Genomic DNA, 13,206 nt, shown 5'->3' on the forward strand with positions numbered 1-13,206 from the left:
AACAACAAGATAACCGTCCAAAACGCGATCGCAAGGACAATCAGCGAAATGGTGACAATCGAAATCAACGACCACAAGAGCGAAATGAACAACGAAATCAAGGATCTGATCGTCGCAATAACCGACCAGATCAAAGACGTGGTGAACAACCCCAAGTGGCACCAAAAGTTGATTTCAAAGCGCGTGCAGCAGCACTGAAAGCTGAACAACATGCTGAGTACGCACGTGGAAGTGAAGATCGCTACAAACAACAAGCTGCAAAAGCAGAACAAGAACGTCAACAGCGCCGGAAACGGGTAGAAGCACCAGAAGTGAAAGCACTTGTACAGGAGCCAGCTGTTGAGAACCATACAAAAACAGCTGTTGCTGCTGCTCCAGCTCAAGTCGATACACGTCGGAAGAAACAAGCGCGACCAGATAAGAAACGCGATGATTTTGATCGTGAAGAAGATGGTCCAAGAAAACAACAAAGGAATCGAAATAGTCAAAATCAAGTGAGAAATCAGAAAAATAGTAACTGGAATAACAGTAAGAAGAATAAAAAAGGAAAGAACAACCGTAATGATGCTCCAAAACCAGTAACAGAGCGTAAATTCCATGAATTACCAAGTGAATTTGAGTATACGGATGGAATGACGGTTGCAGAAATCGCAAAACGGATCAAGCGTGAACCTGCTGAAATCGTCAAGAAACTCTTTATGATGGGAGTCATGGCGACTCAAAACCAATCGCTGGATGGAGATACGATTGAACTCTTGATGGTAGATTATGGAATTGAAGCCAAGAAAAAGGTTGAAGTGGACAATGCCGATATCGAACGCTTCTTCGTTGAAGATGGTTACTTGAATCCGGATGAGTTGGTAGAACGCCCACCAGTTGTCACCATCATGGGACACGTTGACCATGGTAAGACAACCCTTTTGGATACCCTTCGTAACTCCCGTGTGGCGACAGGTGAAGCTGGTGGGATCACTCAGCATATCGGTGCCTACCAAATCGTTGAAAATGGCAAGAAGATTACCTTCTTGGATACACCTGGACACGCGGCCTTTACTTCTATGCGGGCGCGTGGTGCATCTGTTACCGATATTACCATCTTGGTCGTAGCAGCAGATGACGGGGTGATGCCTCAAACAATCGAAGCCATCAACCACTCAAAAGCTGCCAATGTTCCAATCATTGTGGCCATCAACAAGATTGATAAACCAGGCGCTAATCCAGAGCGTGTGATCGGCGAATTGGCTGAACACGGTGTGATGTCAACTGCTTGGGGTGGAGACTCTGAGTTTGTAGAAATCTCAGCCAAGTTCAACCAAAACATCGATGAGTTGTTGGAAACTGTCCTTCTTGTGGCCGAAATCCAAGAACTCAAGGCAGATCCAACTGTTCGTGCCATCGGTACCGTTATCGAAGCGCGTTTGGATAAAGGAAAAGGTGCGGTGGCAACCCTCCTTGTTCAACAAGGTACCTTGAATGTCCAAGACCCAATCGTTGTCGGAAATACCTTTGGACGTGTCCGTGCCATGACCAATGACCTGGGACGTCGTGTGAAGGTAGCAGGACCATCTACTCCGGTTTCTATCACTGGTTTGAACGAAGCGCCAATGGCGGGTGACCACTTCGCAGTATATGAAGATGAAAAATCTGCGCGTGCGGCGGGTGAAGAACGTGCCAAACGTGCTCTGATGAAACAACGTCAAGCAACCAACCGCGTCAGCCTTGAAAACCTCTTTGATACCTTGAAGGCTGGGGAAGTGAAATCTGTTAATGTCATCATTAAAGCCGATGTACAAGGTTCGGTTGAAGCCCTTGCTGCTTCCCTTCAAAAGATTGAAGTAGAAGGTGTGAAAGTGACCATCGTTCACTCAGCGGTTGGTGCCATCAACGAATCAGACGTGACCCTTGCAGAAGCTTCAAATGCCTTCATCATCGGATTTAACGTCCGACCTACCCCACAAGCACGTCAACAAGCTGAAGCTGATGAGGTAGAAATCCGTCTTCACTCAATTATCTACAAAGTGATTGAAGAAATGGAAGATGCCATGAAGGGAATGTTGGATCCTGAGTTTGAAGAGAAAGTCATCGGGGAAGCAGTTATTCGTGAAACCTTTAAGGTCTCTAAAGTGGGTACCATCGGTGGATTTATGGTCCTTAGTGGTAAGGTTACACGTGATTCCAAAGTCCGTGTCATTCGTGACGGTGTCGTGATCTATGACGGTTCTCTTGCAAGCTTGAAACACTTCAAAGATGATGTTAAAGAGATTACAAATGGTCGTGAAGGTGGATTGATGATCGAAGGATACAATGATATCAAGACAGATGATACCATCGAAGCCTACATCATGGAAGAAATTAAAAAATAAGAGGTTGACTAGGAAAAAAGAGGGGATTCCTCTGATTTTCTAGTTTTTAAAACATAAAGCAGAAAGGAGTTCCTATGGCAAGTCATTTTCGGACAGACCGAGTAGGGATGGAAATCAAGCGTGAAGTCAACGAGATTTTACAAAAGAAAGTCCGTGACCCGCGTGTTCAAGGCGTCACCATTACGGATGTTCAAATGCTAGGTGATTTGTCTATGGCCAAAGTGTATTATTCAATTATGAGTGATTTGGCTTCAGACAATCAAAAGGCTCAGACAGGCCTTGAAAAAGCAACAGGAACCATCAAGCGTGAATTAGGTCGGAATCTGAAATTATACAAGATTCCAGATCTTACTTTTGTGAAAGACGAATCCATCGAATACGGTAACAAGATCGATGAGATGTTGCGCAATTTGAACAAAGACTAGAGAGGTTGGAAATTTTCCACCCTCTTTTTTTGCTTTTTAAAATGAGGAAAATAAAACAGAAAGAAAAAAACGGTTTCAAAAAATAATAGAAATTTACAGAAATCTCTTGTGTGATTGGAAATTATCCTTTACAATAGGAGAGGAGTTTTATTTTTGATCTCATATTTGGAGGAATGATCATGTCCATTAACTGGCAGGAAATTTTGTTTAACTTTTTGGGAGGGTTGGGTCTCTTTCTCTATAGTATTAAAACCATGGGAGAAGGGCTGCAACAAGCAGCAGGGGACCGTCTTCGCTACTATATTGATAAATATACCAGCAATCCCTTTCTTGGAGTCTTAGTAGGGATTGTTGTGACAGCCCTTATTCAGTCTAGTACGGGGGTAACGGTGATTACCGTTGGTCTGGTCAGTGCAGGTCTCTTAACCCTGCGTCAAGCCATTGGGATCATCATGGGGGCTAATATCGGGACTACGGTCACCTCGTTCATTATTGGGTTTAAACTGGGGACTTATGCCCTTCCAATTATGTTTCTTGGAACGGTCTTACTTTTCTTTACCAAGAATCGAATGGCCAACAATATTGGTCGGATTCTCTTTGGAGTTGGAGGAATTTTCTACGCTTTAAACCTGATTAGTGCGGGAATGAGCCCTTTAAAAGAATTGCCAGAATTTAGTCAGTACATGATCACCCTTGGAAAAAATCCAATTCTGGGTGTTTTAGCAGGAGCCATCATCACCGTTTTGATTCAAGCTTCTTCAGCTACCATTGGGATTCTACAAGGTTTGTATTCAGGTGGTTTCTTAGATCTTCGCGGTTCTTTACCCATTCTTTTTGGGGACAACATCGGAACAACCTTGACAGTTATTATTGCAGCGATGGGGGCAAATGTTTCTGCTAAGCGTGTTGCAGCAACCCACGTGCTCTTTAACTTGATCGGTACAATCCTTTGTTTGATCTTATTAACACCTTTTACAGCCATGATTGAATACTTCCAAGGGCTCTTGCATTTGTCACCAGAAATGACCATTGCTTTTTCTCACGGAGCTTTCAACGTGACCAATACCATCATTCAATTCCCATTCATTGGAGCTTTGGCATACTTTGTAACCAAACTGATTCCTGGTGAGGATGAGGTTGTCAAATATGAGCCGCTCTACTTGGATGAAAACTTGATCACTCAAGCGCCTTCGATTGCTCTTGGAAATGCGAAAAAAGAGTTGCTTCATTTAGGTGGGTATGCAGATAAAGCCTTTAGCCTTTCTTATGATTATATCCTTCATCAAAATGAAAAAACAGCTGAAAAGGGACATAAGACAGAAGAAGCCATTAATACCATTGATGACGATTTGACTCGCTACTTGATTCGTTTGTCGAGTGAAGCCTTGAGTCCGAGAGAGAGTGAAATTCTCACCAATATCTTGGATTCCTCACGGGATTTGGAGCGGATTGGAGATCACGCGGAATCCTTGATCAATCTGACCGATTATTTAATTCGTAAGAAAGTTGTTTTTTCAGAAGCAGCTTTGGCTGAATTGGAAGATATTTATAACCAAACCCATCAATTTGTTGAAGATGCCTTAAAGGCTGTTGAGAATAATGATGTAACGCTTGCAAACCAACTGGTAGCGCGACATGAGACAATTGAAAACTTGGAGAAAAGACTACGGAAAACTCATATACGTCGTTTGAACCAAGGTGAATGTACACCTCAAGCCGGAGTGAACTTTATTGATATCATTTCTCACTATACACGTGTCGCGGACCATGCCCTGAATCTAGCTGAAAAAGTACAAATCGAGCAAATTTAAGGAACGTCAAACAGAGTAAGTAGGAAGCTTGCTCTGTTTTTATTGGATTCTATCCAAAAATAGGTCTATACCATTTACAAATGAAACTGAAAGCGTTATAATATGTATGAATAAAAAAGGAACGTTTGTTTCTACAATGGAAAGGACGATTTTATGTCTACATATATTAAAGCAGATCAATTTTATTACCCACATGGGGTTCGCCGCGGAGGTTATTTGGAGCTTGTTGATGGCAAGTTTGGAAAACATGTGGAAAGCATACCAGAAGGTGCGAATGTACTGGATTATTCTGGTTACAGCATTGCGCCAGGTCTCGTAGATACCCATATTCACGGTTTTGGTGGGGTAGATGTGATGGATAATAATATTGAAGGCACTCTCCATACCATGAGTGAAGGTCTCTTGAGTACAGGGGTTACGAGCTTTTTGCCTACGACCTTGACTTCCTCTTACGAACAACTTTTGGCAGTAACTGAAAATATCGGTGAACGATACAAAGAAGCAACAGGAGCCAAGATTCGCGGGATTTATTTTGAAGGCCCTTATTTTACAGAAAAATACAAGGGAGCTCAAAACCCAGCTTATATGAAGGATCCAAGTATGGAAGAATTTCGGGCTTGGCAAAAAGCTGCCAATGGTCTGTTGAATAAGATTGCCCTTGCTCCCGAGCGTGAAGGGGTAGAAGAATTTGTTCGGACCATTACAGGAGAAGGAGTGACAGTCGCCCTTGGACACTCCAATGCAACTTTTGAAGAAGCTAAAAAAGCGGTAGATGCAGGTGCGAGTGTCTGGGTGCATGCCTACAATGGTATGCGTGGTTTGACGCACCGTGAACTCGGTATGGTTGGTGCCATGTATGAGTTGCCTCATACTACAGCAGAGTTGATCTGTGATGGCCATCACGTTGATCCTCTAGCGTGTGATATCCTGATGAAACAAAAAGGGAAAGAAAATGTTGCCTTGATAACTGACTGTATGACAGCCGGGGGCTTAGAAGATGGGGACTACATGCTTGGGGAATTCCCAGTTGTGGTTGCTGAAGGGACTGCTCGCTTGAAATCAACTGGTAATCTAGCTGGCTCAATCTTGAAATTGAAAGATGGATTAAAAAATGTTGTAGAGTGGGGGATTGCCAACCCTTATGAGGCAGTGATGATGGCCAGCCTCAATCCGGCAAAATCAGTCCATATTGATGATGTTTGTGGTCAAATCCGTGAAGGATATGATGCGGACTTCATCGTACTTGACCAAAATTTGGATCTGGTTGCGACCTATCTTGATGGGGTCAAACGTTACCAAGCTGCCAACTAGATTCAAAAATTAAAGAACGAACAATTCCTCTCTAGGTCATACCTAGAGAGGTTTTTGTGAGGTATTCATGGGAGTTAAACAGTCTGGAGGGTCTTTTTGTTTACCAATGGTAGTACAATTTTGTGAATGCTGCCTTTTCATGCTATAATGGGAATTGAAATGTGAGGTAGCTTATGAAGGCGATTGATATACGTTTTTTATTGATGGGAATTTTTTTCTTGCTATATGGGATTGTTAGAAAAAATATCTTTATTGTGATTGTTGGTGGGGCATTTTTACTCTATAGTTTTTATAGCAAGAAGATGGAGCCAACCAAGAAGAATATTTTTAAGCCAGAGCTCAAGCTTCGAGGGCCTAAGAAACCGAAATCGAAGAAAGGAAAGAAAAAATGAATCATTATCGTTTAAATAATGGGGTGGAGATTCCTGTATTGGGATTTGGAACTTGGAAAGCAGCGGATGGAGAAGAAGCCTATCAAGCTGTTTTAGCTGCTTTAAAAGCAGGTTATCGCCATATCGATACAGCTGCGATTTATCAAAATGAAGAGAGTGTTGGTCGGGCCATCAAGGATAGTGGTCTTGCGCGCGAGGACCTGTTTATTACCACCAAACTTTGGAATACTCATCACACCTATGAAGATGCTCAAGTTGCTTTGGACGAGTCTCTTGAGAAACTGGGATTGGACTATGTCGATCTTTATTTGATTCATTGGCCAAATCCAAAGCCCCTTCGAGAAAATGATGCTTGGAAAGAACGGAATGCTGAGGTTTGGCGAGCAATGGAAGATATGCTAGCTGCTGGTAAAGTTAGGGCTATTGGTATTAGCAATTTTCTGCCTCATCATTTGGAAGCCCTCCTTGAAACAGCTCGGGTCATTCCGGCTGTGAACCAAATTCGTCTAGCACCTGGGGTGTACCAAAGCGAAGCCATCGCAGCGAGTCGCAAGCATGGCATTTTACTAGAGGCTTGGGGACCTTTTGGCCAAGGAGAATTGTTCCAAAATGAACAAGTAAAAGAAATGGCTACTAAATATGGAAAGACCGTCGCTCAACTAGCCCTGGCTTGGAGTTTACAAGAAGGTTTCCTTCCACTGCCAAAATCGGTTACACCTGAGCGGATTGCAAGTAATCTAAATTGCTTTGATTTTGAATTGACGGCAGATGATATGGAACTCCTTCGCCATCTTCCGGTTGAAGCAGGTGCACCAGATCCGGACACCAAAGATTTTTAAAAGAGAATTTCTATTTATTAATGAAAATCGAGGACAGTTTTGTTCTCGGTTTTTTAAAATCCTTTGATAAAACAAAAGATATCAACTTCTTGAACTTTGGTCTTTATATTTCAGAAATCTTTACCCAGTAAAAAACCAAAAGCTGTAAGTCGTCCATAAGCAAAACAAAATAGTTTGTTAGCCTAAAATCCGTATGAAACGATTGTCTCATGCGGATTTTAATTTACAAGTCATTAAAAATCTGCTATAATACTAGTCAAGAAAGAAGGGCTTACGGCGTTTTTCTAGCGAGCTTGGGATAGTGAGAGCCAAGTAGAGCAAAGTAAGCAAGTGGCGCTTTCTCTCAGCAAAAAGCTGAGTAAAGTAAGATAAAATGAAGTAATAAATTAGGGTGGAACCGCGTTTCTGACGCCCCTAGGTCAAAGGACTTAGGAGCGAAGACACGGTTCTTTTTGTATCCTGAGTCACAAGAAACTTTATGAAAAAGGAGTAAAACATGTCTAAAAAACTAACCTTTCACTGCGTTAGTGGCAGAGACCTCCTTACAGTCGGACTGCCCCACGCTCAGCACTAGGGTGCCTGAGCTGAACGCAGTACTAACTCGTCTTGCCTCGTACGATCGACGAGGCAGACTCGTGTCGCAAGAAATTATAGAAAAAGGAGTAAAACATGTCTAAAAAATTGACTTTCCAGGAAATCATCCTTACTTTGCAACAATACTGGAATGACCAGGGTTGTATGCTGATGCAAGCTTACGATAATGAGAAGGGTGCGGGAACAATGAGTCCCTATACTTTCCTTCGTGCCATTGGTCCTGAGCCATGGAATGCGGCTTATGTAGAGCCATCTCGTCGTCCAGCGGACGGTCGTTACGGGGAAAACCCAAACCGTCTTTACCAACACCACCAATTTCAAGTGGTCATGAAACCTTCTCCATCAAATATCCAAGAACTCTACCTTGAGTCATTGGAAAAATTGGGGATCAATCCTTTGGAACACGATATTCGTTTCGTTGAAGATAACTGGGAAAACCCATCAACTGGTTCAGCTGGTCTTGGTTGGGAAGTTTGGTTGGATGGTATGGAAATCACTCAGTTCACCTACTTCCAACAAGTTGGTGGGTTGGCAACTGGCCCAGTAACTTCTGAGGTCACTTATGGATTGGAACGTTTGGCTTCTTACATCCAAGAAGTAGATTCTGTTTACGATATTGAGTGGGCTCCAGGCGTTAAATACGGAGAAATCTTCCTTCAACCAGAATATGAACACTCAAAATACAGCTTTGAAGTTTCTGATCAAGATATGCTTCTTGAAAACTTCGAAAAATTTGAAAAAGAAGCAGGACGTGCTTTGGAATTGGGCCTTGTTCACCCAGCCTATGACTACGTTTTGAAATGTTCGCATACCTTTAACTTGCTAGATGCACGTGGAGCAGTATCCGTTACAGAACGTGCTGGCTACATCGCCCGCATCCGTAACTTGGCACGTGTCGTAGCCAAAACCTTCGTCGCAGAACGTAAAAAACTTGGTTATCCACTTCTCGACGAAGCCACACGCGCCAAACTCCTAGCAGAAGAGGAAGAATAAAAAGAGTGTATTAGATAGGATAGGTTAATAGAGTAACCCTACAGAACCAGTTGCCGCTGTGATTTAGGTATCGTTAGAGAAACTAACGATACCAGGCAAAATTGGAGACCTTAGGCTCCAATTTTAGCAATGAAACGACGAAGTCGGTTGCTTGCGTGCCAATCACATAAGGCAAACTGGAAAAAAAGATATTTTTCGGAGAAAAAACATGACAAAAAACTTATTAGTAGAACTTGGACTTGAAGAGTTGCCAGCCTACGTTGTCACACCAAGTGAAAAACAACTCGGTGAGAAGATGGCAGCCTTCTTGGATGACAACCGTCTTTCATACGAAAGCATTCAAACCTTCTCAACACCACGCCGTTTGGCTGTCCGTGTGATTGGTTTAGCAGATCAACAATCGGATTTGACTGAAGATTTTAAAGGACCTTCTAAGAAAACCGCCTTGGATGCAGATGGAAACTTCTCAAAAGCGGCTCAAGGATTCGTCCGAGGGAAAGGTTTGACGGTTGATGATATCGAATTCCGTGAAGTCAAAGGGGAAGAGTACGTTTATGTCACGAAGCACGAAGCTGGAAAACCAGCTAAAGAAGTCTTGGCTGGCGTTCCAGAAGTACTTACTTCATTGACCTTCCCTGTCAGCATGCACTGGGCTAACAACACATTTGAATACATTCGCCCAGTTCACACCTTGATCGTTCTTTTGGGTGATGAAGCGCTTGACCTTGATTTTTTGGATATCAAGTCAGGTCGTGTGAGTCGTGGACACCGTTTCCTTGGACACGAAGTGGAAATCACCAATGCGGATTCTTATGAAGAAGACCTTCGTACCGTTTACGTGATTGCGGATAGCAAAGAACGTGAAAACATGATTCGTGAGCAAATCAAAGCCATCGAAGCAGAACAAGGTGTGCAAGTTCAAATCGAAGAAGGACTTTTGAATGAAGTCTTGAACTTGGTCGAATACCCAACTGCCTTTATGGGAAGTTTTGACACTAAATATTTGGACGTTCCAGAAGAAGTCTTGGTGACCTCAATGGAAACGCACCAACGGTACTTTGTTGTACGTGACCTAGATGGTAAGCTCAAACCAAACTTCATTTCCGTCCGTAATGGGAACGCTGAGCACTTGGAAAATGTCATCCGAGGAAATGAAAAAGTCTTGGTGGCACGTCTTGAAGATGGTGAATTCTTCTGGTGTGAAGACCAAAAACTTAAGATTGAAGACCTCGTTGCTAAATTGGCTAACGTGACCTTCCATGAAAAAATTGGTTCTCTTTCAGAACACATGGCGCGTGCGGGTGTTATTGCAGCGTCATTAGCTGAGCAAGCTGGTTTGACTGCTGAAGAAACGGCAGCCGTTGCTCGTGCAGCTGAAATCTACAAATTTGACCTCTTGACGGGTATGGTCGGAGAGTTCGATGAATTGCAAGGAATCATGGGTGAAAAATACGCCCTCCTTGCTGGTGAGGATGCTGCGGTTGCGACAGCTATCCGTGAGCATTACCTTCCTGATGCAGCAGACGGAGCTCTTCCTGAAACCAAGGTTGGTGCAGTGCTAGCTCTTGCAGATAAATTGGATACCCTTCTTTCCTTCTTCTCAGTCGGTTTGATTCCGTCGGGTTCCAATGACCCTTATGCGCTTCGCCGTGCAACGCAAGGGATTGTTCGTATTTTGGATGCCTTTGGTTGGCATATCCCGATGGATGAGTTAATCGACAGCCTTTACGGACTTTCATTTGATAGCCTTTCTTATGACAATCAAGCAGAAGTGCTCAACTTCATCAAGGCGCGTGTGGACAAGATGATGGGACGTACACCAAAAGATATCAAAGAAGCTGTTCTTGCTGGTTCAAACTTTGTCGTAGCAGATATGCTGGAAGCAGCTGAAGCTCTTTCAGAAGCTGCTAAGACGGATGGTTACAAGGCAGCTGTTGAATCACTCTCACGTGCCTTCAACTTGGCAGAAAAAGCAGATGCTTCAGTAGCAGTCGATGCCAGTCTCTTTGAAAATGATCAAGAAAAAGCTCTTGCTAAAGCAATTGAAGAATTAGAATTGACTGGTTCAGCTAGTGATAAATTGGCACAGCTCTTTGCTCTTAGTCCAGTCATCGATGCCTTCTTTGACAATACCATGGTGATGGCTGAAGATGAGGCTGTTAAAAATAACCGTTTGGCCCTGCTTGCAGGTCTTGTAGCGAAAGCTAATGCTGTTGCGGCCTTTAATCAATTGAACACAAAATAAGTACCTGATGACAGGTAGAAAGTAGGTTTTATTATGACACCTGAAAAAATCGCTCGTATCAATGAGCTCGCTAAAAAGAAAAAAACAGAAGGTTTGACTCCTGAAGAAGCAGTGGAGCAAGCAAAACTTCGTGAAGAATACATTGAAGGTTATCGTCGTTCGGTTCGTCACCACATTGAAGGTATCAAAATTGTGGATGAAGAAGGTAACGATGTAACACCTGAGAAACTACGCCAAGTACAACGAGAAAAAGGTTTGCATGGCCGTAGTTTGGATGATCCTAATTCATAAGCAAAAGAGTGCTGGAAGAGACTCCAGCACTCTTTTGCATCTTCAAAATTCAGAATATTCTGTACTAGATTGACCAATTTTTAAAAACATGGTATAGTAGATTATATGAAAATTTGAAATATACTTTTCTGAAAATATACAGAAAAAGAATTGGAGTAATCATATGTCAAAAAAACATCATCCTGGTGAAGAAACCGAAAATGGGATGGTTCGTGGTCTGCAAAATCGGCATGTTCAGCTGATTGCTATTGCAGGAACCATCGGGACAGGACTTTTTCTTGGAGCCGGTCGTTCCCTTTCTTTGACAGGTCCCTCTATTATTTTAGTCTATATGCTGACTGGCGCCTTCATGTACTTGATGATGCGGGCGATCGGAGAAATGCTTTATATGGACCCTGATCAACACACCTTTATCAACTTTATCACCAAGTATCTAGGAAAAGGTTGGGGTTATTTTTCAGGATGGTCTTATTGGGTCTCTTTAGTATTTTTGGGAATGGCAGAGATCACGGCTGTTTCCAACTATGTCCAACTTTGGTTCCCAAATTGGCCAGCCTGGCAGATTCAAATTGTCTTTTTAGCGCTCTTGAGTTGTGTAAACTTGATCGCTGTGAAGGTTTTTGGAGAGGTTGAATTCTGGTTTGGAATGATCAAGATTGTTACGATTTTAGCCTTGATCGCAACAGGGATCTTTATGGTGACGACTAACTTTGAAACACCTGCTGGACACGCTAGCTTAACCAATATTACCAATGGTTTTCAAATGTTTCCAAATGGTTGGGTCAAGTTCGTCATGGCCTTCCAAATGGTCTTCTTTGCTTATCAAGCGATTGAGTTTGTTGGAATTACTACTTCTGAAACAGCAAATCCCCGCCAAGTATTACCAAAAGCCATTAAAGAAATTCCAATCCGAATTGTAATCTTTTATGTAGGGGCTTTGTTGGCGATTATGGCTATTTTCCCTTGGCAACAGCTTCCCGTCAATAAATCACCATTTGTAACGGTCTTTCAGATGGTAGGAATCAAGTGGGCAGCAGGATTGATTAATTTTGTTGTACTGACAGCTGCTGCATCCTCCTTGAATTCCACCCTCTATTCAACAGGGCGTCACTTGTACCAGATTGCAAAAGAGACGCCAAACAGTAAAGTGATGAATCGTTTGAAACTGAATAGCTTATCTCGTATGGGGATTCCAAGTCGGGCGATTATTTTTTCTGCGATTGTGGTTGCTGTTTCTGCCTTTATCAATGTCTTGCCAGGTGTCTCAGATGCCTTTGCCTTGATTACGGCATCTTCTTCTGGTGTCTACATTGCTATTTACATTTTGACTATGCTTGCCCATCTTAAGTACCGTAAATCGAAAGAATTTATGCCAGATGGTTTTGTCATGCCAGCCTATAAAGTGTTGAATCCATTGACCATTGTTTTCTTCCTCTTTGTATTCGTTTGTCTCTTCTTGCAAGAATCAACATACATTGGAGCGATTGGAGCAACCATATGGATCATTCTTTTTGGAATTTACAGTAATTGGAAACATAATCAATAAACCGCAAAACTCACCCTTAGGTGAGTTTTTATTTCAGAGCTAGTTTGCTTTTTTAAGGAGTTTCTTGGAGTGAATAAAAGAAAAACAGAGGTGAAAGAAATTATTTTTCTTTCATCTCTGTTTTTTGTCCTTGAATGGCTTTTTTGAGCCACCAAAGTGAGCCGACTAGGATCAGGGCAGCAAGCCAAAAAATCCAAGCCTCAATAGTAGTTATAAAAAAATAGAGAGCGATAGCATCGACCAATAAAAGTGGGATGAGAATCTGTTTTCTTATTTTCATAAGAATATTGTATCATAAATCTTATAGGAAACAAGTGATATCAAGACCTTCTAGGTATTTTGTAAGATCCGAAAAGGTCAGATAGGATTAGTTAGTGAATTTTCTTTCAGGAGTGC

Annotated in this window: 10 protein-coding genes and 1 pseudogene; 10 read left to right on the top strand and 1 reads right to left on the bottom strand. The window is 42.4% G+C overall.

What is annotated here, in order from left to right; all coding sequences use genetic code 11:
- Nucleotides 1–161: 161 nt before the first annotated feature.
- From infB to O3602_RS08345, 10 genes and pseudogenes are all read left to right on the top strand, one after another.
- Nucleotides 162–2,363 (top strand): annotated as a pseudogene (infB, locus tag O3602_RS08300) (translation initiation factor IF-2); the annotation flags it as partial.
- Nucleotides 2,364–2,437: 74 nt separating this feature from the next.
- Nucleotides 2,438–2,788 (top strand): 30S ribosome-binding factor RbfA, encoded by a 351-nt coding sequence (rbfA, locus tag O3602_RS08305; protein ID WP_003003976.1) that lies wholly within the window; start codon nt 2,438–2,440, stop codon nt 2,786–2,788.
- Between the two features lie 179 nt (nt 2,789–2,967).
- Complete coding sequence (locus tag O3602_RS08310) at nt 2,968–4,599, top strand: Na/Pi cotransporter family protein (protein ID WP_003012589.1); 1,632 nt, start codon at nt 2,968–2,970, stop codon at nt 4,597–4,599.
- Nucleotides 4,600–4,752: 153 nt separating this feature from the next.
- A complete protein-coding gene (nagA, locus tag O3602_RS08315) occupies nt 4,753–5,910 on the top strand; it encodes an N-acetylglucosamine-6-phosphate deacetylase (protein WP_003012560.1) in 1,158 nt (385 codons plus the stop codon).
- 173 nt (nt 5,911–6,083) lie between these two features.
- The gene (locus tag O3602_RS08320; protein ID WP_003018530.1) at nt 6,084–6,302 is read left to right on the top strand and encodes a hypothetical protein; all 219 of its coding nucleotides are present in this window, start codon (nt 6,084–6,086) and stop codon (nt 6,300–6,302) included.
- Complete coding sequence (locus O3602_RS08325) at nt 6,299–7,141, top strand: aldo/keto reductase (RefSeq protein ID WP_003012614.1); 843 nt, start codon at nt 6,299–6,301, stop codon at nt 7,139–7,141. The genes O3602_RS08320 and O3602_RS08325 overlap by 4 nt, the downstream gene beginning before the upstream one ends.
- Before the next feature lie 669 nt (nt 7,142–7,810).
- Nucleotides 7,811–8,728 (top strand): glycine--tRNA ligase subunit alpha, encoded by a 918-nt coding sequence (glyQ, locus tag O3602_RS08330; RefSeq protein WP_002886077.1) that lies wholly within the window; start codon nt 7,811–7,813, stop codon nt 8,726–8,728.
- Nucleotides 8,729–8,936: 208 nt separating this feature from the next.
- Nucleotides 8,937–10,973 (top strand): glycine--tRNA ligase subunit beta, encoded by a 2,037-nt coding sequence (gene glyS, locus O3602_RS08335; protein ID WP_371611490.1) that lies wholly within the window; start codon nt 8,937–8,939, stop codon nt 10,971–10,973.
- 33 nt (nt 10,974–11,006) lie between these two features.
- Nucleotides 11,007–11,264, top strand: coding sequence for a DUF896 family protein (locus O3602_RS08340; RefSeq protein ID WP_003012632.1), 258 nt, complete (start codon nt 11,007–11,009; stop codon nt 11,262–11,264).
- Nucleotides 11,265–11,427: 163 nt separating this feature from the next.
- Nucleotides 11,428–12,810, top strand: a complete 1,383-nt coding sequence (locus tag O3602_RS08345) for an amino acid permease (RefSeq protein WP_003012538.1) — start codon at nt 11,428–11,430, stop codon at nt 12,808–12,810.
- Between the two features lie 100 nt (nt 12,811–12,910).
- Here the strand turns inward: O3602_RS08345 and O3602_RS08350 are convergent, their stop codons facing one another.
- Nucleotides 12,911–13,090, bottom strand: a complete 180-nt coding sequence (locus O3602_RS08350; RefSeq protein ID WP_270300053.1) for a hypothetical protein — start codon at nt 13,088–13,090, stop codon at nt 12,911–12,913.
- Nucleotides 13,091–13,206: the final 116 nt, after the last annotated feature.

The sequence above is a fragment of the Streptococcus sp. 27098_8_186 genome, from assembly GCF_041432055.1.
Taxonomy (GTDB): Bacteria; Bacillota; Bacilli; order Lactobacillales; family Streptococcaceae; genus Streptococcus; species Streptococcus dentalis.